Raw genomic sequence first — 23,096 nt, 5'->3', positions numbered from 1 at the left:
AACTTTGAAAGGCACAACCAACCATTGCCCACCACAATCAATAGCACTAATTCCGCCCAATGAAACGACCAGCAAACAGCGGAATAAATATTAACGCCAAATACAAATACGTGGTTAACGAGAACTGCCAGGCGTAAAACATCATAATCAACGCATACATGTAACAACTCAGCAAAGCCAGGTAATAACCTTTCCGCTTCATCGCCAACACTCGTAGCAGAGCAAAAACGCCACCGAGAAATGCCATACTGACTATGACTGCTGGAGTTCCTCCAGCTAGATACGGAGACGCCGCGTAGGTAAGAACGTTGAAATCACGGTCAGTAAGCCCAAGATCGAGCGGTGCGCACGAATACAAGCCGAGCGAGATAATGTCAATTAACTTACCAAACACAAGATCAGCGCAACCTAAATACTCCCTCCCCTCAGTCCATACCGAAAACGCCGTCACCGCATAGGAAAAGTACTTTAATAAAAAATCATAGCTATTGTCCCCGCCGGTTTTCCCAGTACCAATAGCAACGATAATAAACAATGCGACCAGCAGGGCAAATGAAACGAGTAGCCCCTTGAGCTTGACCCACCCCTCGTTAATCGCCGTATACCCGATCGCAACAAACAAAAAAAGCATACTTGTTCTTTCGGCCATGCTAAATGCAGAGACCAAGTAAATCGAAGCGGCAATAATGCAAGGAAACGCCCTTTTCCTCTGCGCATAGTAAAGTGCCAACGCCAAAGAAAACAACGCGAAGTGCTGCGCACCGTAGGAAGGCTGATGCTCCCATGTATTTGCAATTCGCAGTGCCAACAAAACACTATCGTACTGCCCACTCATCCCGACGACAATAATCTTATAAAGGCAAAGAACAAGGCCAACAAAAGACAAAACCCAGTAGAGCTGTATAACAAACAAATAAGGTACAGAGACCTCCTTCTTGGGCGTTATAAAATTCGTCAACAACAAGAACGCATAAACTAAAAAATAAAGCACAACAAACGAAAGCACGCCCAACAAATATACACTATGCCCCCACTCCCACTCTTGCTCTAATGCAAAAATATTTGCGGCAAACATCAACGTCGTTATGAACAATAAAATGAAGACAGGGGACACTAATGCGTTCTTAAAATATTTTCCCACTTAAGCCACCGTCTAGAGAAACGCAAATACTTTGACGAAACCAACATACCACTATTGAACCTTTACGCAATAAATCTAGCGCAAATCTTGCGACATAGCAGCTCAATCATAGCAGGTAGTGCACTCAGAACATATTTCGGTTTTGAAGCAGCAAGCATCGCACGTATTGCGCTAAAATCTCGAACTTTAATTGCGGACAATATATAGGAAGCAAGTACACGAGAAATCGCCTTGACCTTTATTGACTCCGGTGCTAAAGATGCAATAACAGCCGAAACCATAGAATATTGTCTTCTTATATTTTTATAACTATTAGAACTATGCTGCCGATATCCAACCACGCAAAACTCAGGAGCGAAAAAGAAGTCAGTGTTCAGTAGAGGATATTTCAATAACATTTTTACAAACGTCGGATAGTCATCCAGCACCAAGTTCGAATCCCATCCACCAATCGCTCTTAAAGCCTCGGTCCTAAAAACTGTCGATTGCAAAAGCAATGGAGAAGGGTAATTCAAAAATAAACTGCGCGCGATAGACTCAGGTGGCAACCTGAAAAATACATCCTGAGCGCGCCCATAGACGGGAATTTTTTTTTCCGGCGCATCATCATAAAATGCATATCCACCACCCACGATAAATTTTGCATCTGGATTATTGATTAATTCTCTGACGCTTTTACTAATACCCTCGGCATTAGGTAAATCGTCAGATGCAACCAAGTAGAAAAACTCTGTAACCGCTGCATCAAGCCCTAGGTTCAACGACGATACAAGTCCAGAATTTTTCTTACAGACAAGCTCAATTGAGTGATCATTCAAACGCTCCATATACTCTTTAACTACACCCACAGTTCCGTCTGTGGACCCATCATCAACAACCAATATCTTCCGCCCAGGAATATCTACTGATCTAGCCGCGTCCAAACAGTCAACTATATAATTTTCATGATTGTAAGAAGGAATCAAAAGAGTAATCATTACAAGCTCAATCTAATTTATTTAATGACTTAAGTTTATGGGACATACAAACCCCCATCACAACCCAATAAGCAGCATAGTTAAGCGCATAAGCGATCGTCACGCCCTGCAGGTCAAACTGATGAGTAAAAACCCAGGACAGCAGCACAAAAGAGCACGAAAAAACAACTTCCGTAATCATAAAGAGCTTAAACATTGCTTTACCCAGCATTAAATAGGCCAGGACCCAACTGCCGATTTTTAATACATCGCCCAGCATTTGCCAAGCAAACAAATCGATCATGGGCAAGAACTCAGGGGTGAATAATAGACTTACAATTAGCTCGCGAAGTAAGTATATGATTAACGCTCCTGCTGCAGCCACAGGTAAAATTATCTTATAGCCCTTGATTATCTCGGCACGAATCTGATCGGAATTCTTAAGCTCTGAGAACCGCGGCAAATAATATACACTCAGGGTCGTGGTAATCAGCATCAAATAAGCCGCACTTAATCTGGTCAGCGCCTCCCAATAACCTGCAGCCTCCCAACCGAAACTTTGCCCAATGTGATTGCGAACCAGAATTTGGCTAAGAGGAACACATGCTACCGAGGTCAATGACATCGCCGTATACTTAGCCAAATCACGCGCAACCCCCGAGTCAATTCGACCTAGAAAGTATTTAAACTTAAACCAAGGCGCGCGATAGGAAAGCCACAACGTAACAAAAAAACTCAACGACTGATAAACAGCCAACGCTACCAGAGCGCCATATAATCCCCAGGCAATTGCCATGCAACTGGTCACTGCTAACGCGAACAAGCTTCCGGCTATATTCGATATGACGTAGCGACCTATCTCCTTCTTACCATTTAAAACGGCAAGCAACAAAGCATTCAAAACGAATAGTACCAATGTTATCGCGAACCAAACAAAGACACTACCGAGAGCACGATCATTTAAGAAAAACAGCGCCAATTCTTTATTAAATACGACAACAGCAACACCAGTAATGACCGAACTCAGCAAAGAAATACTTCCCGCAGTCCTCCACACTGTATGCTGTTTAACCTCATCCTCGAAATGCTCAGCAGTGTACTTAGTCACACCAGCATTAATCGCACCACTTGCAAACGCGGTAATCATTTGCACCGCGTTTTGGAATTGTCCGAGGGCCGCATACCCAACCGGCCCGACGTAAATCGCAAGAATCTTATTGATACCCAACAATGTGAGCATACGAACCGCAACTGCTATTCCGTTGAGCAAGCTAGTTTTGAGAAACGTCATTCTATCGTAGCGCCAATATAGCTATTACACGCAAGGATAACTAACTTAATATCGTCCATACCCATGTTTGGCGAGATTGGCAAACTAATAACCTCAGCATGAATATCCTCAGTAACCTCAAAGTTTAGGTCGGACCATTCTGCATAGGCTTGTTGCTTATGAGGAGGGATAGGATAGTGTATCAATGTCTCTACATTGTTGGAGCGCAAATGCTCTTGAAAGGCCTTCCGATCCTTGCAACGAATAACGAACAAATGCCAAACGTGCCCCGAGTAATTTTCAACATCAACCGCGTCCGAAAAAGGCAACTGCAGTAATTCATTCTTTATCCCTGCTATATAAGCAGCCGCTACGCTTCGACGATTATTGGTATCACGATCCAAATACCTAAGCTTCACGCGCAGCATTGCTGCTTGCAATTCATCCAGGCGGCTATTAACGCCTTTGAATAGGTTGTTGTATTTTACTTTTGACCCATAATTCCCTAAGGCACGGATCGTCTCTGCTAGGTCTTCATCATCGGTAGTTACCGCGCCCGCATCACCTAACGCGCCAAGATTTTTTCCGGGATAAAAGCTGAAGGCTGAAGCATCTCCCCAACTTCCAGCTTTTTTACCATCGACACTCGCGCCATGAGATTGCGCGGAGTCTTCCAGTACTAAAAGATTATGTTTTTTTGCTATCGCCATTACAGCGCCCATGTCACAAATACGGCCATACAAATGAACCGGAAGTATCAACTTTGTGCGACTAGTTAGAGCCTGCTCCACATTTTTGGGGCACATATTAAATGTTTCGGGATCGGGCTCAACCAAAACAGGAACTAAATTATTCTCAGTGATCGATAAAATACTAGCAATGTAAGTGTTCGCAGGCACGATAACTTCGTCACCATCCTTCAAGCGCCCCATCACTTTCCATGCTCTTATAGTCAGCGTCAACGCGTCCAAGCCGTTCGCAACGCCGACACAATGCTCTACACCACAATAATTAGAAAACTCGGACTCAAATGCACTGACTTCCGCTCCAGAAATATACCATCCAGAGTCGATCACTCGAGTGCACGCATTTATCAACTCGTCGCGATATGCAGAATTAATACCTTTTAAATCGAGAAAGCCTACCATTTGAATAATCCAATTAATTTCCTGAAGAAACTTGCACGACTGTCAACCACCGAACAAGCCTTTAATATAAAATACGTATAAAAAATTATATGTTATTTTTTACAAGCACCTTCCAAAAACTCATCATAATCTCGAATATAGTCTGCTTCGTCGTAGGCTGCACTCGCCAGAACCAAAAGTACGCACTGCTCACTAAAATCGTGCATTTCGCGCCACACCCCACCTTCGATGAGTATTCCCTTTGTCGCGCAATCGAGCCAGACATCTTCACGTGTGATGCCATTATCTAAAACCATGCGGCATTTGCCCACCAAGCATATTGCAACTTGTTTTAGGCTTCGGTGAGCATGAAAACCGCGACTGACGCCCTCAGCGGTCCGATAAATATAATAAACCCGCTTTATTTCGAAAGGAACGATCTTACCTTGCTCAATAGAAACAAGACTGCCTCGTTCATCACCTAACGTTTGAAAATCTATCCATTTTACAAGACTCATCACGCCCCTCCCATCACAGCCATATATATCAGTGAATCATGAAGTCATTAGTTTAAAAACTTAACATACCAAGGCATCGCCTTCTCCACTCCTCCGTCTATAGAGTAAGTAGGGGCATACCCCAGCTTAGTTTTTATTTTACTGATGTCTGCTTGCGAGTGCCTGACATCACCATCACGAAACTCCCGATATACCGGATCTTTTGTATAAACCACTCCATTCAAATTCAATTCATTTTTCATCGCAACAAACAAACTATTGAGCGTTGTACGACCACCGACAGCAACGTTATAAATCTGATTTCTCGCGTCATGATCTTCGGTAGTTGCCGCGAGTATATTTGCCTGAATAGTATTCTCGATAAAACAAAAATCCCTGCTTGTCTCTCCATCTCCATTGATGAATATAATTTCATCCTTGATCATGGATGCGGCCCACTTTGGAATAACTGCCGCATAGGCACCATCAGGATCTTGCCGTTTGCCAAACACATTAAAGTAACGAAGACCTATACTATTAAAGTTATAGCAGCGTGCAAACACATCGGCGTACAACTCGTTCACGTATTTTGTAACAGCATAAGGGGATAGCGGATTTCCGATAACGTCCTCTACTTTTGGTAACCCGGGATGATCACCATAAGTCGAACTGCTTGCAGCATAGGTGAAGCTACTGACACCTGCATCACGCGCAGCAAGCAGCATGTTAAGGAAACCGTCAATATTGGTCTGATTAGTGCTGATGGGGTCGTTCAGAGATCTTGGAACCGAACCTAATGCGGCTTGATGAAGCACATAATCGACAGCGTGACATGCTTCACGGCAACAATTTAAATCTCTAATATCGCCTTCAATAAACTTCAAACGCATCCATTGCTCATCACTTACAGACCGTTGGACTTCTTTTAGATTTCGATGATGACCCGTAGAGAAGTTATCCAGCCCAATAACGTGCTGATTGAGCTTAAGCAACGTTTCAAGAAGATTTGAACCTATAAAGCCCGCGACACCAGTAATGAGCCAGGTCTTCGGCGCACGGATAAGTGATTCCAGTACATTTTCATAACGAGTCATTGGTTGCGCTCCTAAAATTTTATACCGACCCTAGTAAGTCAAGCCTTCCTTGCTTGATTACAAGCGTATATCGGATTGGGCTCGATCTAAAAGATATTTCAAGTCGTATAGAATATGTTTCGCCTTTCCTAAAGAGCGAATACGTTCTGCGCCCATTGCTCGAAACTCGTTGTGCGCTACTGCTAGTACTATTGCATCATAACTATCAGTCACCGGAACCGCTATTGGACTAATGGAATATTCATGCTGAGCCTCTGACGGATTTACCCATGGGTCATACACATCCACTTCAATGTTGTACTCACCTAATTCACGCACAATATCCACTATTCGAGTATTGCGAAGATCGGGGCAATTCTCCTTGAAAGTCAAGCCCATGATGAGCACTTTTGCTCCATCAACGTGAATACGCTTTTTAAGCATAGCCTTTACTAATTGCGAAACTACATATGCACCCATACCGTCATTCAGACGGCGCCCAGCCAGAATAATTTCTGGGTGATAGCCTATCGACTGAGCTTTATGAGTCAAATAGTAAGGATCAACGCCAATACAATGTCCGCCTACCAGACCTGGACGGAAGGGTAAAAAATTCCACTTCGTTCCAGCAGCCTCTAGGACAGCTTCAGTATCTATCCCCATCTTGTTGAAAATAATAGCCAACTCGTTAATAAGTGCAATATTAAGGTCACGCTGCGTATTTTCAATCACTTTGGCAGCTTCGGCAACTTTTATGCTGCTTGCCTTATGAGTTCCTGCGGTAATAATTTGTCGATATAAAGCATCTACTATATCCGCCACTTCCGGAGTAGAACCTGATGTGACTTTTTTAATAGTCGTTACGCGATGTTCCTTATCGCCAGGATTGATGCGCTCTGGACTGTAACCGGCGAAGAAGTCGACGTTAAATTTCAACCCTGAGTATTTCTCTAGCACCGGAACGCAGTCTTCTTCGGTCGCGCCTGGATAAACAGTTGATTCATAAATAACCAAATCCCCCTGTTTAAGCACTCGTCCAATTGTTTCTGATGCCTTAATCAATGGCGTTAGATCTGGCTGATTATACTGATCAATCGGAGTTGGCACGGTGACAATAAAAACATTACATCCTTTCAGTACATCTGACTTAGCACTGAAGCTTAAATGCTTTGCTGCTTTTAACTCGTCGTCATTTACTTCTAATGTGCCATCACGCCCTTCATTCAGAGCATCAATTCGAGCTTGATTTATATCAAAGCCAATAACCGAACGATGCTTTCCAAACTCAACAGCCAATGGCAAACCGACGTACCCCAAGCCAACAACAGCGAGCTTTATATCTTCAAGTGACAGCATGTATTTATTCCGTGATAAATGTTTAAAATAATCGCTCTATGTTTTTTTCGTTGAAAAATCTCTTCAATATGAGCAACTCAATTAGAAAATCTCTCTGATCATCGATTAAAGGATTTTTCTGACATTGAATGCTCACATGATTGGGACCACTTTAGAGCATTCAAACACCACAACAGATCCCAAAACATTGATGCCGTGCCGTACACAAACCCAAATTTCAACACGCTACCGCCCCGGGATTTAAGCCCTCGATGCGGCGCTGAGTAACGAGGGCTCCCCTACCTCCGCGGTATGGGCATGCGAGCTCGTTGCCGACAGAAAAAAACTCTGACCAATTCAACACATTGATTAGCAAAACCACCCGGCGCCATCCATCTGACGTCATGAAAATGGAATCACGATAAGCTGTTGTGCTATCCAATATGAGCATTTCCTTAACCATAGCGTATGTAGAAGAATCTCTAAAGCGACCTCGGTCGTTGAAATTTCGAATCACGCACAAGCCCGCCGCCCAAGGAGAAGGAGTAAAAGCAACTGCCAGCTCAACCCCTTGCATACATTTTAGTGAACCCTATGCAGGTCAACGAGGAGGCAAATCAAGAGCCCCCCCCCCGACAAAAGCCATTTACTGGCGATCCATCCAGTAAGCATTTCGCTCCAAACGCAGGCACAACCCAGATATTTCACTTGCCCCGAAGGTTTTCATCGGCAAGTTCGCTCCCCTCAGGCCTGCGCTTAACCCAATTCCAATGATTCGTACTGACAGCATGATGGCTATTGGACACGACCCTTAACCGTTCATTCCAATAAATCATTAACTAACATCAATTTCCTATGAGGTTATTGCATCAGCTATCGATATGAGGATTTTTCTGACAGGGATGCAGACCCGAACCGGTGCATCACCAAAACATATCCAAAAAACGGCCGGCCACTCACCCGCCGACCTAGACCTGTGATATTAAGCGAATGATCCAGTGCTGCAAACTCAATTCAACCAACGGCACCGCTTCGGAAATAGTGGTGAACGGTGACCAGGTCAGCCACAATGATGAATGATGGCATATAGCCAATAGCCACACCTTCTACGCTACCGACTTCAAAAGACCTGACAAGGCTGCTATCGCATCCCCCTCAGGTATTCAGAGCATCAACATGACTTAGCTTGACTGTCGCTTTCTGAGAAAAAGAAATTCGCGCAGTGCTGCAAAGACAACACCAAATATTAAGCCCAACATAAGCCCTAGGACAATTATTAGTGCTTTTTTGGGTTTTATGGGGCTTAGGGGTTCTATTGCTTGCTTATCGATAGTGACCAGTTTGATTCTGGACATATCGATATTTAAATTCTGCAAGCGAACAGCTTCTGCGCGCATAGGGGCTACTCCGCTCAAGAATAGCTCCTCATTTTTCCGCTGATTCAAAACATCTATCTGCCGATTTGACTGCAGCAGTTGAAGCTCCTTAGCGATAAGCGAGACTCTTTTTTCCGAGAAATCATCTGACTTACGCTGCAATAACGCAGTGCGCTCTGCCTCCAAAGCCTCAACCCCCATAAAATAAAGAGGTATTTGTTGATTATTGATTTCTGTACGCATGATATTGGTGGAACTATCATGAATGGCATCACCAAAAGAAGATGGCGTTGCAGGCTTTCGGATGCCAAGTGATTTTGCGATCACAATAGCTTCGTTCAACTGCGCCACTCTTTCCATACGGTTGGTTTTTAACTGGACTCTAAGCGCACTGAGCTCGTCCTGCAATTGAGCACGCTTTACGAGGTCAGACTCTACAAGCAAAGCAATTTTGGCTTGTTTCTCTGTCTCATAATTGGCGCGAGCTGCATCCAACTTTCCGTTTAGCTCTGCCATCCTATTTTTGACGATAACTTCAAGATCAGAACCGATTTGTTCACGCTCATTTGAGATTGCATAATCAATGAGGCCATTCAATATCGCTACACCGTCTATATCCTTCGGATAAGTCATCTCAAGTTTAATATAGGCACTCAACGAATCTGCTTTCTTAGTATCTGGCAATATTAGCTTGATCGAGTTACGATTAAACTCTTCGAAACTTTGCTCTAGCGTTCGACCGGGCTGCACAAAATTCTTGAATAAATTCGGGTTAGCACGAAAAAAACCTAAACGAATATCGTAAGATTCAAGGGCCGCACCAACTTTATTCAAAGCCTCAGAAGGTGGGAGTTTATAGATTTCTGAACGATTCAAAGCGTCCAGTTCATTAATTGCTGAAGGTCGGAGAACACTCGTAACCTGAAACTCGGGAGTGGCTACAAAAGCGTATAGAACCGCTATCGCAGTCGAGAGCGCTGAAACCAGCAAAATCAGCTTCTTTTGCCGCCATATGGATCGGAAAAATGCTGCAAATTGAATGTCTTCAGCCGGGGAAATCTGCGGGGTGCGAAAGCTACTACTCACAACAAAAACCTGCCTTCAAGAATGAAACTGCGGGCTCGTTATGCAGGCATTTTGTAGCTCTTTAGCGTGTCATCTCGGCTATAACTCCCACCTAGCTGTTAAAGCCCACAAAAAGCCTGTTCTCGAGAACAATTAGCATTTTGACATCTAACGACAACAATACAAGTCTTGACAAGGCTGTAGGAGAATTCCTTCAAGCGAATTGCTCAATAGTCCTGTAGCAGAATCAACCACCTCGCCCAGCGAATGGGGTCGCTCTGTGCTCAGCCCCAGCGACAACTTCAATCTCGGCGACGACTCGCCTTCAGAACCACAGCAATCGCTGGCCCGACGATCATTCCCACGATTAGAAAGAGGATCATGAAGGCAGAAACCGCCAAGCCAGGCGTACGCCACCCCAGAAATGACAATGTAACGCTTTGCTGGTTCTCCAAGACAAACGTCGCCACTGCCAGCACGAGCGACAATACAATCAGAACCTTGAAAACGCGTGCAAATGCACCCGACGACCTCCTCGGCAGCAGACTCACTCAGAGACCCTCGTCTTCATCTTCATTCACGCGATCCCGCAGCTCTTTGCCCGGCTTGAAGTGAGGCACAAACTTCCCGTCCAGGCTAACAGATTGCCCGGTTTTTGGGTTACGACCCACACGAGGTGCCCGATAATGAAGTGAAAAGCTACCAAAACCTCGAATTTCAATACGGTCACCAGTAGCCAAGCATTGCGACATTTGTTCAAGCATAGTCTTGATAGCCAGCTCTACATCCTTGGATGAAAGTAGCCCTTGATGGGTGACAATTCGTTCGATCAACTCCGACTTCGTCATATTTTTCCCTTCTTTTTCAAGCAGCTAGATCAGCGCTCCAAAGGTTTTAGCACGACTTGATGCTTTTGAAAAGCCCGTCCTCCGACTTCAGTTGGCATACCGACAAAAAATCGCGCAGCACCGCTACTGGAAAATTTCTACCCTCACTCCAAGGCACCCAAGCTCACCCCTGCCTGATTACCCCAAGAAATATATGGAGGCAATCAGTTACGTCGAACTCAGGCACAACTCGCCTCACAAGTACTTTTCGCCTCGCCCTCTGGACCTGATAGTTTTTGCCGGCGAACCGTATGCAACGGTGTAAGGAGGTACATCCTCCAACACCATCGATTGGCCACCAACGACTGCGCATTCGCCTATGCTAATACCATGACGTAAGCTTGCGCCGATCCCCACAGCTGCGAGCCTACCCACCCGGCAGCCGCCCCCCGTGCTGACACCGGGTGCCAGACTGGAAAAATCCTGCATTGTAGAATCGTGATCCAAAGATGCTTTTGTATTAACAATACAAAAATTACCTATTTCGCAGCTCGGATTTACAATCCCTCCCGCCATTATTACCGTACCCACGCCTATAGAAACATCACGCCCAATAATTGCGCTGGGATGTATGGCATTGACAAACATTAAGCTAGGGCACAATCCTGCAACTCTAGTTGCCACATCCTCCCTTACGGCATTATCTCCTATAGCAATAACTATTCCCTTGATACTGTGCTGTGCGACGAGCGTCGGGAGGTCCGATTCACACCCAAGAACCTGGTAGCCAAGCGTTTCAGCACCGGGCGCTCTAAAATCGTCTACGAAGCCAAGAATTGCATAGCGCGCCTGTTTTTCGACAATATCGATAATGACTTTGGCGTGACCGGACGACCCCAAAATTACAATCTTTTCCATACTCAACTCCTAAACTGACCGACTACCGAGGGAGTGCTACGACAGCCTCGCGATTCGATTCAATACCACCAGACAATATCACCACTACTTATTGAAAGTACTTATCACAATAACTATCAGCTAATTATTTTGCGCGCTTCTATACACTCAACCTCGACCAGCTTCCAAAAGCTTAACGTTTCCGCAACTTTCAAGTACGCTCATTACTAAATGAGCATCATAGCTAGAATACATTTATTCTGATTTGGCGATCCAACGAATTTCAGGCACAAAAAAGGGCGACCGAAGTCGCCCTTTTTCTAAAGCCTTACAGAACTTAGTTCTGCTTAGCCATTGCTTGACGCAACAGAGCAGCCATAGTGGTGTCAGCTGCTGCTTCGCCTTCCGGAGCCGATTTCAGGCTCTGGATTGCTTCTTTCTCTTCAGCATCGTCTTTCGACTTGATGGAGAGCTGGATTACACGGCTCTTGCGATCAACGCTGATGATCTTGGCTTCTACTTCCTGGCCTTCTTTCAGAACGTTGCGCGCGTCTTCAACGCGGTCACGGCTGATTTCGGAGGCTTTCAGAGTTGCTTCGATATCGTCGGCCAGAGTGATGATGGCGCCTTTAGCGTCAACTTCCTTCACGATGCCTTTAACGATTGCGCCTTTGTCGTTGTCCTGAACGTATTCAGAGAACGGGTCGCTTTCCAGCTGCTTGATACCCAGGGAGATACGCTCGCGCTCTGGGTCAACCGACAGGATAACGGTGTCCAGCTCGTCGCCCTTCTTGAAACGACGAACAGCTTCTTCGCCAACTTCGTTCCAGGAGATGTCGGACAGGTGAACCAGGCCGTCGATGCCGCCGTCCAGACCAATGAAGATACCGAAATCGGTGATCGACTTGATGGTGCCGGAGATTTTATCGCCCTTGTTGAACTGGCCAGAGAAATCTTCCCATGGGTTAGATTTGCACTGCTTGATGCCCAGGGAGATACGACGACGCTCTTCGTCGATGTCCAGAACCATAACTTCCACTTCGTCGCCGACTTGTACGACTTTCGAAGGGTGGATGTTCTTGTTGGTCCAGTCCATTTCGGAAACGTGTACCAGGCCTTCAACGCCTTCTTCCAGCTCAGCGAAGCAGCCGTAGTCGGTCAGGTTGGTAACACGCGCGGTTACGCGAGTGCTTTCTGGGTAACGGGCTTTGATAGCAACCCATGGATCTTCACCCAGTTGCTTCAGGCCCAGGGAAACACGGTTGCGTTCGCGATCGTATTTCAGAACCTTCACATCGATCTCGTCGCCAACGTTGACGATTTCAGATGGATGCTTGATGCGCTTCCAAGCCATGTCGGTAATGTGCAGCAGGCCATCGACGCCACCCAGATCGACGAATGCGCCGTAATCGGTGAGGTTCTTGACGATACCTTTGACTTGTTGGCCTTCCTGCAGGGATTCCAGCAGAGCTTCACGCTCGGCGGAGTTCTCTGCTTCCAGGACGCTGCGACGGGAAACGACAACGTTGTTGCGCTTCTGATCGAGCTTGATGACCTTGAATTCGAGTTCCTTGCCTTCCAGGTGCGTGGTGTCGCGCACTGGACGAACGTCGACCAAAGAACCTGGCAGGAACGCACGGATGCCGTTAACGTCGACAGTGAAGCCGCCTTTAACCTTACCGTTGATAACGCCCTTGACCACTTCTTCAGCTGCGAAGGCTGCTTCGAGAACAATCCAGCATTCAGCGCGCTTGGCTTTTTCACGGGACAGCTTGGTTTCACCGAAACCGTCTTCAACCGAGTCCAGAGCAACGTGAACTTCGTCACCGACATTGATAGTCAGGTCACCAGCATCGTTGTAGAACTGTTCCAGCGGGATCAGAGCTTCAGACTTCAGACCAGCGTGAACGGTTACCCAGCGAGCTTGGTAATCGATATCAACGATAACACCGGTGATGATGGAGCCAGCCTGAAGGTTCAGGGTTTTTAGGCTTTCTTCAAAGAGTTCCGCAAAGCTTTCGCTCATTTTAATTCCTGTTGATAAGGGCGAAGAATACGCCCATCTCCACACCCCAGACGGTGTGGGTCAATTTCAGTTAAAAGAAGCCACCGCAGGACTATGACTGGTCCCCCGCGGCCTTCTTGATCACCCGGCAATATCGCGAATGGCGATTTCACTCAAGATGCGTTCCAGCACCTGCTCGATGGACAACTCCGTGGAATCCAGCTGTATGGCGTCAGCCGCCGGCTTGAGCGGGGCTACCGCACGCTGGGTGTCACGCTCATCGCGTGCACGGATCTCATCTAGCAGACTCGACAGACTAACACCATCGACTTTGCCCTTCAACTGCAAGTAGCGCCGGCGAGCCCGCTCCTCGGCGCTGGCGGTCAGGAAAATCTTCAGGGGCGCCTCGGGAAACACCACCGTCCCCATGTCACGACCATCGGCAACCAGGCCCGGCGGCTCTTGAAATGCCCGCTGGCGCTGCAGCAACGCATCACGCACGGCCGGCAGCGCGGCGATCTGGGAGGCCCACGAGCCGACTTGCTCGTTGCGCAAATCATCGGTCACATCATCCCCTTCCAGAATGATGCGCTGCGGATGACCTTCCGTCGCCCCGACGAACTGCACATCAAGATGCGCCGCCAGCAGTTTCAAGGATTCTTCGTTGGTCAGATCGACGCCATGGTTGCGCGCAGCAAATGCCAGCAGGCGGTAAAGCGCGCCGGAATCCAGCAGGCACCAGCCCAGGCGCTTGGCCAGGATGCCGGCGATTGTGCCTTTGCCCGAGCCGCTTGGCCCGTCGATGGTAATCACCGGTGCTTTGATATTCACAATTGAGCCTCTTGGGCAACACGGATGCCGACTTGGGCACACAGTGTAAGAAAGTTCGGAAAAGACGTAGCAACATTGGCACAGTCACGAATACGAATCGGCGCTGCCGCCCGTAGGGAGGCCACGCTGAACGCCATTGCAATCCGGTGATCGCCATGGGCATGGACTTCACCACCACCCAGCAACCCACCGTCAATAATAATCCCATCTGAGGTCGGTTCACACTTGACCCCCAGCACCCGCAGACCATCGGCCATCACCTGGATACGATCGGACTCTTTCACGCGCAGCTCTTCAGCCCCACACAACACCGTTCGCCCCTCAGCGCAGGCCGCCGCGACAAACAGTACTGGAAACTCATCGATCGCCAACGGCACCAGCGCCTGGGGAATGTCGATACCCTTCAGCACAGCTGCGCGCACACGCAGATCAGCGACAGGCTCGCCACCCACTTCACGGGGATTTTCCAGGGTGATGTCCGCCCCCATCAGCCGCAGGATGTCGATTACCCCAGTGCGCGTCGGATTGATACCGACATGTTCCAGCACCAGCTCGGAACCCTCGGCAATCGTGGCGGCCACCAGGAAAAACGCCGAAGAGGAAATATCCCCTGGCACTTCAATACGGGTAGCGACCAGCGCACGCCCGGATTCAACCGACGCCGTAGCACCCTCCACCACCACCGGGTAGCCAAAACCTCGCAACATGCGCTCAGTATGGTCGCGGGTCGGCGCAGGCTCGGTCACTGCGGTCTTGCCTTCGGCATACAGCCCAGCCAGCAACAGGCAGGACTTGACCTGGGCACTGGCCATCGGCAGCGCGTAACTCAAGCCCTTCAACACCTGCCCGCCACGAATGGTCAACGGCGGACGCCCCTCAGGCCCAGTCTCGATCACCGCGCCCATTTTTCGCAGCGGCTCTGCCACGCGGCTCATCGGGCGCCTGGACAGTGACGCATCCCCCGTCAACACGCTGTCGAAACGCTGCGCGGTCAACAAGCCGGACAGCAAGCGCATGGACGTACCGGAATTCCCCAGGTAGATCGGCCCCGGCGCAGGCTTCAAGCCATGCAAGCCCACGCCGTGAATTGTCACGCGCCCATGGTGCGGCCCCTCGATCACCACGCCCATATCGCGAAACGCCTGCAAGGTCGCCAGGGCGTCTTCACCTTCGAGGAAACCTTCAACCTCGGTCACGCCATCTGCCAACGAGCCCAGCATGATCGAGCGATGAGAGATCGACTTGTCACCCGGCATGCGAATACGCCCGCTCAAGCGCCCACCCGGGTTGGCGACGAAGGTCAGCTCATCGGTGCTCACAGCGGTTTCGACGTAAGCCCGGCGCTCCAGAATCTTGCCGAAGTGCTCACGTGCCACCCGCGCACGGGTGAATACGCCCAGCAACTGATGACCATCCCCTGCATCGACCGCGTCCCGCAGGGCGTCGAGATCACTGCGGAAGGTATCCAGCGTGCGCAACACCGCTTCGCGGTTGGCGAGGAAGATGTCGTGCCACATCACCGGGTCGCTGCCGGCAATCCGCGTAAAGTCGCGAAAGCCACCGGCGGCGTAACGGAAAATCTCGAGGTTTTCGTTGCGCTTGGCCAGGGAATCCACCAAGCCAAATGCCAACAGATGCGGCAAGTGGCTGGTCGCCGCGAGCACTTCGTCATGACGCTCGACCTGCATATGCTCGACATCCGCCCCCAACGCGCGCCACAGACCATCCACTACGGCCAGCGCAGCCGGATCGGTTTGCGCCAATGGCGTCAGGATCACTTTATGGCGGCGGAACAGCTGCGCATTGGACGCCTCCACCCCACTCTGCTCGGAACCGGCAATCGGATGCCCAGGCACGAACCGCGCAGGCATGCCGCCAAAGGCCAGTTGCGCCGCGCGCACCACATTGCCCTTGGCGCTGCCGACATCCGTCAGAATCGCCTGCCCCAGATCCATCCCCGCCAGCAGAGCCAGCAACTTCTCCATCGCCAGGATCGGCACGGCAAGCTGGATCACATCAGCGCCATGGCACGCGAGCGCCAGGTCCGCCTCACAGCGATCCACCACCCCCAACTCAACCGCCAACTTGCGCGACTGCGGGTCCAGGTCCACACCGACCACTTCGCCACACAGCCCACTTTCACGCAGGCCCTTGGCAAAGGAGCCGCCGATCAAACCCAGGCCGACCACCACCAGGCGACCGATCATAGGCACGACAGGTTGCAATGCAGTGACATCAACCACGAGCCAGAACCTTGGCCAGCGCCTCCAGGAAGCGGGCATTTTCAGCCGGCAAACCAATGGTGATACGCAAGTGGTTCGGCATGCCGTAATTGGCCACCGGGCGCACGATCACACCCTCGCGCAGCAGCCCCTGGAACACCGGGGCCGCCACCTGGCCGAGGTCGACACAGATGAAGTTGCCCTTGGACGGAATCCAGCCCAGGCCCAACTCACGGAAGCCTTCCTGCAATTGCAGCATGCCGCTTTGGTTGATACGACGACCTTCTTCCAGGTACTCGGTATCCTTCACCGCCGCACAAGCTGCCGCCAGGGCGAAGCTGTTGACGTTGAACGGCTGGCGAACACGGTTCAGCACATCGGCGACGACTGCGGTGGACAGGCCGTAACCGACTCGCAGCGACGCCAGGCCATAGGCCTTGGAGAACGTGCGCGATACCAGCAGGTTCGGGTAGGCCGCAAGGAAGTCCAGGCCGTCCGGCAGGTCACTGCCTTCGGCGTACTCGATGTAGGCTTCGTCCAGCACGACGAGCACATGCTCCGGTACGTCCTGCAGGAAATCGTCCAACGCCTGCGCATCGAACCAGGTCCCGGTCGGGTTGTTCGGGTTGGCGATAAACACCACGCGGGTCTGTGCATCGATGGCCGCCAGCATCGCTGGCAGATCGTGGCCCCAGTCCTTCGCAGGAATCACCCGCGCATCCGCACCAACCGCCTGGGTAACGATAGGGTAGACGGCGAACGCATGCTCGCTGAACACCGCATTGAGGCCCGGCGCCAGGTAAGCACGGCCGACCAGCTCAAGGATGTCGTTGGAACCGTTGCCCAGAGTCACCTGGTTCAGCTCGACCCGGCACTTCTCTGCCAACAGCGACTTGAGGGCAAAACCGTTGCCATCGGGATAACGGGTCAGCTCGGCCAACTCTTCACGAATCGCCGCCAACACCTTGGGGCTCGGGCCCAGCGGGTTCTCGTTGCTGGCCAGCTTGACGATCTTTGCCGGGTCCAGGTTCAACTCACGCGCCAACTCGTCCACAGGCTTGCCCGGAACGTAAGGCGACAGTTGCTGCACGCCCGGCTGCGCCAGGGCGAGAAAGTTGCCACTCATGTTAACGCCTCACAAAACCGCTTTCGGGTAAGAGCCCAGCACCTTGAGCGCCACGGCTTCCTGGCTGATCTTCTCCAGCACGCCCTTGACCAGCGGGTCGCGGTGATGGCCGATGAAGTCGATAAAGAACACGTAGGTCCATTTACCACTGCGCGAAGGACGGGTCTCGATGCGCGTCAGGTCAATCCCGTTGTCGTGGAACGGCACCAGCAGTTCATGCAGCGCGCCGGGCTTGTTGCTCATGGAAACGATGATCGAGGTCTTGTCGTCGCCAGTCGGCGGCACTTCCTGGCTGCCAATCATCAGGAAACGCGTGGAGTTATCCGGGCGATCCTCGATTTTCTCGGCCAGGCGCGTCAGGCCGTACAGGCCCGCAGCCATATCACCGGCAATCGCCGCCGAGTTCCACTCCCCCTTGACCCGCTTGGCCGCTTCGGCGTTGCTGGACACCGCCACGCGCTCGACATTCGGGTAGTGCGCATCCAGCCACTTGCGGCACTGGGCCAGGGACTGGGCGTGGGAATAGATACGGCTGATGCTGTCGGTCTTGGTGTTCTCACCCACCAGCAAGTGGTGGTGGATACGCAGTTCGACTTCACCGCAGATCACCATGTCGTGCTCAAGGAAGCTGTCCAGGGTGTGGTTGACCGCGCCCTCGGTGGAGTTTTCCACCGGGACCACGCCAAAGTTCACCGCCCCCGCCGCCACTTCGCGGAACACTTCATCGATCGCCGCCATCGGCTTGCTGATCACGGCGTGGCCAAAGTGCTTCATGGCTGCCGCCTGGGTGAAGGTGCCTTCAGGGCCGAGGTAAGCCACTTTCAGCGGCTGCTCCAGAGCCAGGCACGAAGACATGATTTCGCGGAACAACCGCGCCATCTCTTCGTTGCCCAGGGGGCCTTTATTGCGTTCCATCACGCGCTTGAGCACCTGGGCCTCACGCTCGGGACGATAGAACACCGGCACCTCGCCTTCAGCCAGGGACGCCATCTTCACCCGTGCCACTTCCTGGGCGCAGCGCGCACGCTCACTGATCAGCTCCAGGACTTTCTCGTCCAGGCTGTCAATGCGCACGCGCAGGGCCTTGAGTTCTTGCTCAGACATTAGCCGTGTTCCTTTTCGAACTCTGCCATGTAGGCAACCAGCGCGTTGATCGCATGGATGTCGACGGCGTTGTAGATGGAGGCGCGCATGCCGCCGACCGAACGGTGACCCTTGAGGTTCAGCAGGCCACGCGCGTCGGCACCGGCCAGGAACGGCTTGTCCAGGCGATCATCAGCCAGACGGAACGGCACGTTCATCCACGAGCGGTCAGTGCGGTTGATCGGGTTGCTGTACAGGCCGCTGGCGTCGATGAAGTCGTACAGGGTGCGCTGCTTCTCTTCGTTCAGCTTGCCCATGGCAGCCACACCGCCCTGCTCTTTGAGCCACTCGAACACCAGGCCGGACAGATACCAGGCGAAAGCCGGCGGAGTGTTGTACATCGAGCCGTTATCAGCCGCGACCTTGTAGTTGAGCATGGTCGGGCACAGCGAACGGGCGCGACCCAGCAGGTCTTCGCGGACGATATTGACCAGGATGCCGCTCGGGCCGATGTTCTTTTGCGCACCGGCGTAGATCATGCCGTATTTGGACACATCGATCGGGCGCGAAAGAATGTCAGAAGACATGTCACACACCAGCGGAACGTCGCCCACTTCCGGTACCCAGTCGAACTCCAGGCCACCGATGGTTTCGTTCGCGACGTAGTGCACGTAGGCCGCATCCTTCGACAGCTTCCATTCGTTCTGACCTGGAATCGCGAAGTAATCGTAGGGCTTGGCAGTGCCCGCCACATTCACGTGACCGTAACGGGAGGCCTCTTCAATGGCCTTCTGCCCCCAGATACCGGTGTCGATATAGTCGGCAGTGCCGTCTTCCGGCAGCAGGTTCAGCGGGATCTGGGCGAACTGCTGGCTGGCGCCACCTTGCAGGAACAGCACTTTGTAATTGGATGGGATGTCCAGCAAGTCGCGCAGGTCCTGCTCGGCCTTGTTGGCAATGGATACGAACTCATCGCTGCGATGGCTCATTTCCATCACAGAGAGGCCTTTTCCATGCCAGTCGAGGAGTTCACCCTGCGCACGCTGCAGGACTGCTTCAGGAAGCGCCGCGGGACCGGCACAGAAGTTATAGGCTCTCTTGCTCACATCCAATCTCACTCTGATCTGGTGGGGCTGCAATCATGTTCGGCAACAACCTTTCTCTGGAGCGAATTCCCGTGGGAGCCGGCTTGCCTGCGATAAGGGCACCTCGGTATCGCAGTGATACCGCGGCGCTGCCATCGCAGGCAAGCCAGCTCCCACATTGACCGCATCCAGCCAAAGGATGTGTTATTTCACAAGGGACAAACAACAAGGGGGCGAATCTTCATCCGCCCCCTGTGTGTCCGCTTATTCCTGCGGTTCTTCTTCGCCTGCGGCAGCGTCGAGGGTTGGCTCGTCAACGTTGTCATCGCCTGCTGCGATCACCTCGCCGTCAAACTCTTCACCTTCCAGCTCCTCGCCTTCGACTTCCGATGGCTCCTGGACACGCTCCAGGCCCACCAGGGTTTCGTCGCTGGCCAGCTTGATCAGCGTCACGCCCTGGGTGTTACGGCCCAGGCTCGACACTTCGGCCACACGAGTACGCACCAGGGTGCCCTGGTCGGAAATCAGCATGATTTCCTCGCCATCGAGCACCTGGACCGCACCGACCAGACGGCCGTTGCGGTCGTTGCTGACCATGGCGATCACGCCCTGGCCGCCACGTTTGTACTCCGGGAACTCGCTGATGGCGGTCCGCTTGCCATAACCACGCGCCGAAGCGGTGAGGATCTGGCTGCCTTCTTCAGGGATCAGCATCGAAATCAGCTTCTGCCCTTCCGGCAGGCGCATGCCGCGCACACCGCGGGCGGTACGGCCCATGGCACGCACGTCGGATTCCTTGAAGCGCGTTACCTTGCCGCCGTCGGAGAACAGCATGACCTCACGCTCGCCATCGGTGATGGCCGCAGAGATCAGTACGTCGCCTTCATCCAGCTCCAGGGCGATCAGGCCCACGCTGCGTTGACGGCTGAAGGACTCCAGCGGGGTCTTCTTCACGGTGCCTTTGGCGGTCGCCATGAAGATGAAGTGACCTTCGGTATATTCCTCCACCGGCAGCATGGTGGTGATGTATTCATCACTGTCCAGCGGCAGCAGGTTGACCAGCGGACGGCCACGGGCGGCACGGGAGGCTTCCGGGATTTCGTAGGTTTTCAGCCAGTACACCTTGCCCTTGCTGGAGAACAGCAGCAGCGTGGTGTGACTGTTGGCGACCAGCAGGTGAGCGATGTAGTCCTCATCCTTCACGCCGGTAGCCGATTTACCTTTACCACCACGACGCTGGGCCTGGTACGCAGCCAAAGGCTGGGTCTTGGCGTAGCCACCGTGGGAAATGGTCACGACGCGCTCTTCTTCCGGGATCATGTCACCCAGGGTCAGGTCGAGGCGTGCATCGAGAATCTCGGTGCGGCGCACGTCGCCGTATTCGGCGCGGATCACTTCCAGTTCTTCGCGGATCACTTCCATCAGGCGCACAGCGCTGCTGAGGATGCGGATCAACTCGCCGATCTGGTTGAGGATCTCCTGGTACTCGGCCAGCAGCTTCTCGTGCTCCAGGCCGGTCAGGCGGTGCAGGCGCAGTTCCAGGATGGCCTGGGCCTGTTCCGGCGACAGGAAGTACTTGCCTTCGCGCAGGCCGTATTGCGGGTCCAGGGTTTCCGGACGGCACGAGTCGGCACCGGCACGCTCAACCATCGCCACCACGGCGCTGGATTCCCAAGGCGTGCTGATCAGCGCTTCCTTGGCTTCCGACGGGGTTGGCGAGGCCTTGATCAGAGCGATCACCGGGTCGATGTTCGACAGCGCAACCGCCTGGCCTTCCAGGATGTGGCCGCGTTCGCGGGCCTTGCGCAGTTCGAATACGGTACGGCGGGTCACCACTTCACGACGGTGACGGACGAAGGCTTCCAGCAGATCCTTGAGGTTCAGGATGCGCGGGCGGCCATCGATCAGTGCAACCACGTTGATGCCGAACACGCTTTGCAGCTGGGTCTGGGCGTAGAGGTTGTTGAGGATCACCTCAGGCACTTCGCCACGACGCAGCTCGATCACCACGCGCATACCGTCTTTGTCGGACTCGTCGCGCAGCTCGGTAATGCCTTCGAGCTTCTTCTCTTTGACCAGCTCGGCGATCTTCTCGATCAGACGCGCCTTGTTCAGCTGGTACGGCAGTTCGGTGATGACGATCTGCTGGCGACCACCGACCTTGTCGATGTCTTCGATCATCGAGCGGGCGCGCATGTAAATGCGGCCGCGGCCGGTGCGGTAGGCTTCGATGATGCCGGCGCGACCATTGATGATCGCGGCAGTCGGGAAGTCCGGACCGGGGATGTATTGCATCAGCTCGTCGACAGTCAGCTCGGGGTTGTCGATGAGGGCCAGGCAACCGTCGATGACTTCACCGAGGTTGTGCGGCGGGATGTTGGTCGCCATGCCCACGGCGATACCACTGGAACCGTTGACCAGCAGGTTGGGAATCTTGGTTGGCATGACAGCCGGGATCATTTCGGTGCCGTCGTAGTTCGGCACCCAGTCCACGGTTTCTTTATGCAGGTCGGCCAGCAGCTCGTGCGCCAGCTTGGTCATGCGCACTTCGGTGTATCGCATGGCCGCGGCGTTGTCGCCGTCGACCGAACCGAAGTTGCCCTGACCGTCTACCAGCAGGTAACGCAGGGAAAACGGCTGGGCCATCCGAACGATGGTGTCGTACACCGCAGTGTCGCCGTGAGGGTGATACTTACCGATCACGTCACCGACAACACGGGCAGATTTCTTGTACGGCTTGTTCCAGTCGTTACCCAGCTCGCTCATCGCGAACAGCACACGCCGGTGCACGGGCTTCAAGCCATCGCGCGCATCAGGCAGTGCCCGACCGACAATTACGCTCATCGCGTAGTCGAGGTAGGACTGTTTCAGCTCGTCTTCGATATTGACCGGGAGGATTTCTTTGGCCAGTTCGCCCATGAGAAGCCTGATTCCTTTTTCGGGTGAAACCTCGTCACATCCATATGGGACGAACGAAGCTCGCCGCTGCCGGCACGGTGCCTGACAACGACTTACGACAAATCAACGAGTTATGACACGGATCTGCACGTTATAGGCCACCCCTCGGGGCGGCCTTGGAAACCGCCGGATGTTATCACAATCGCCGCCACGCACCTATCCCCCTGATGCGCATGGAGCATAGTAAGTTGACGGATGACAGGCTTGAGGGCGACGAGAGGG

17 protein-coding genes are annotated in these 23,096 nt (G+C 52.2%); all 17 read right to left on the bottom strand.

What is annotated here, in order from left to right; genetic code table 11:
- Nucleotides 1-46: 46 nt before the first annotated feature.
- Nucleotides 47-1,075, bottom strand: coding sequence for an oligosaccharide repeat unit polymerase (locus PSH81_RS08035; RefSeq protein WP_305392290.1), 1,029 nt, complete (start codon nt 1,073-1,075; stop codon nt 47-49).
- Nucleotides 1,076-1,203: 128 nt separating this feature from the next.
- Complete coding sequence (locus PSH81_RS08030; protein ID WP_305392289.1) at nt 1,204-2,118, bottom strand: glycosyltransferase family A protein; 915 nt, start codon at nt 2,116-2,118, stop codon at nt 1,204-1,206.
- Between the two features lie 7 nt (nt 2,119-2,125).
- Nucleotides 2,126-3,388: an O-antigen translocase gene (locus PSH81_RS08025; RefSeq protein ID WP_305392288.1), complete on the bottom strand. Its 1,263-nt coding sequence runs from the start codon at nt 3,386-3,388 to the stop codon at nt 2,126-2,128.
- Nucleotides 3,385-4,515, bottom strand: coding sequence for a DegT/DnrJ/EryC1/StrS aminotransferase family protein (locus tag PSH81_RS08020; RefSeq protein ID WP_305392287.1), 1,131 nt, complete (start codon nt 4,513-4,515; stop codon nt 3,385-3,387). Before PSH81_RS08020 ends, PSH81_RS08025 begins: the two co-directional genes overlap by 4 nt.
- A 92-nt stretch (nt 4,516-4,607) precedes the next feature.
- Nucleotides 4,608-5,012, bottom strand: a complete 405-nt coding sequence (locus PSH81_RS08015; protein WP_226455363.1) for an FdtA/QdtA family cupin domain-containing protein — start codon at nt 5,010-5,012, stop codon at nt 4,608-4,610.
- A 47-nt stretch (nt 5,013-5,059) separates the two neighbouring features.
- Nucleotides 5,060-6,085, bottom strand: coding sequence for an NAD-dependent epimerase/dehydratase family protein (locus tag PSH81_RS08010; RefSeq protein ID WP_305392286.1), 1,026 nt, complete (start codon nt 6,083-6,085; stop codon nt 5,060-5,062).
- Nucleotides 6,086-6,142: 57 nt separating this feature from the next.
- A complete protein-coding gene (gene tviB / locus PSH81_RS08005) occupies nt 6,143-7,420 on the bottom strand; it encodes a Vi polysaccharide biosynthesis UDP-N-acetylglucosamine C-6 dehydrogenase TviB (RefSeq protein WP_305392285.1) in 1,278 nt (425 codons plus the stop codon).
- 1,160 nt (nt 7,421-8,580) lie between these two features.
- The gene (locus PSH81_RS08000; protein WP_192298692.1) at nt 8,581-9,861 is read right to left on the bottom strand and encodes a GNVR domain-containing protein; all 1,281 of its coding nucleotides are present in this window, start codon (nt 9,859-9,861) and stop codon (nt 8,581-8,583) included.
- 530 nt (nt 9,862-10,391) lie between these two features.
- Nucleotides 10,392-10,688 (bottom strand): integration host factor subunit beta, encoded by a 297-nt coding sequence (gene ihfB, locus PSH81_RS07990; protein ID WP_192298691.1) that lies wholly within the window; start codon nt 10,686-10,688, stop codon nt 10,392-10,394.
- A gap of 234 nt (nt 10,689-10,922) precedes the next feature.
- Nucleotides 10,923-11,585 (bottom strand): acetyltransferase, encoded by a 663-nt coding sequence (locus tag PSH81_RS07985; protein WP_226455359.1) that lies wholly within the window; start codon nt 11,583-11,585, stop codon nt 10,923-10,925.
- Between the two features lie 316 nt (nt 11,586-11,901).
- On the bottom strand, nt 11,902-13,590 hold the full coding sequence (gene rpsA, locus PSH81_RS07980; RefSeq protein ID WP_192298689.1) for a 30S ribosomal protein S1: 1,689 nt from the start codon (nt 13,588-13,590) through the stop codon (nt 11,902-11,904).
- 120 nt (nt 13,591-13,710) lie between these two features.
- A complete protein-coding gene (gene cmk / locus PSH81_RS07975; RefSeq protein WP_192298688.1) occupies nt 13,711-14,400 on the bottom strand; it encodes a (d)CMP kinase in 690 nt (229 codons plus the stop codon).
- Nucleotides 14,397-16,607, bottom strand: a complete 2,211-nt coding sequence (locus tag PSH81_RS07970) for a bifunctional prephenate dehydrogenase/3-phosphoshikimate 1-carboxyvinyltransferase (protein ID WP_305392756.1) — start codon at nt 16,605-16,607, stop codon at nt 14,397-14,399. Before PSH81_RS07970 ends, cmk begins: the two co-directional genes overlap by 4 nt.
- 28 nt (nt 16,608-16,635) lie before the next feature.
- Entirely contained in the window at nt 16,636-17,748 is a 1,113-nt protein-coding gene (gene hisC, locus PSH81_RS07965; protein WP_192298687.1) for a histidinol-phosphate transaminase, read from the bottom strand.
- Between the two features lie 9 nt (nt 17,749-17,757).
- Nucleotides 17,758-18,852, bottom strand: a complete 1,095-nt coding sequence (pheA, locus tag PSH81_RS07960; protein ID WP_003172650.1) for a prephenate dehydratase — start codon at nt 18,850-18,852, stop codon at nt 17,758-17,760.
- Nucleotides 18,852-19,937 carry a 3-phosphoserine/phosphohydroxythreonine transaminase gene (gene serC / locus PSH81_RS07955; RefSeq protein WP_226455358.1) on the bottom strand — a complete coding sequence of 362 codons (1,086 nt, stop codon included), beginning with the start codon at nt 19,935-19,937 and terminating at the stop codon, nt 18,852-18,854. Before serC ends, pheA begins: the two co-directional genes overlap by 1 nt.
- Before the next feature lie 243 nt (nt 19,938-20,180).
- Nucleotides 20,181-22,835, bottom strand: a complete 2,655-nt coding sequence (gyrA, locus tag PSH81_RS07950; protein WP_226455357.1) for a DNA gyrase subunit A — start codon at nt 22,833-22,835, stop codon at nt 20,181-20,183.
- Between the last annotated feature and the right edge of the window lie 261 nt (nt 22,836-23,096).

The organism is Pseudomonas sp. FP2335 (genome assembly GCF_030687535.1).
GTDB lineage: Bacteria > Pseudomonadota > Gammaproteobacteria > Pseudomonadales > Pseudomonadaceae > Aquipseudomonas.
This window is presented reverse-complemented; position numbering and strand designations above follow the sequence as displayed.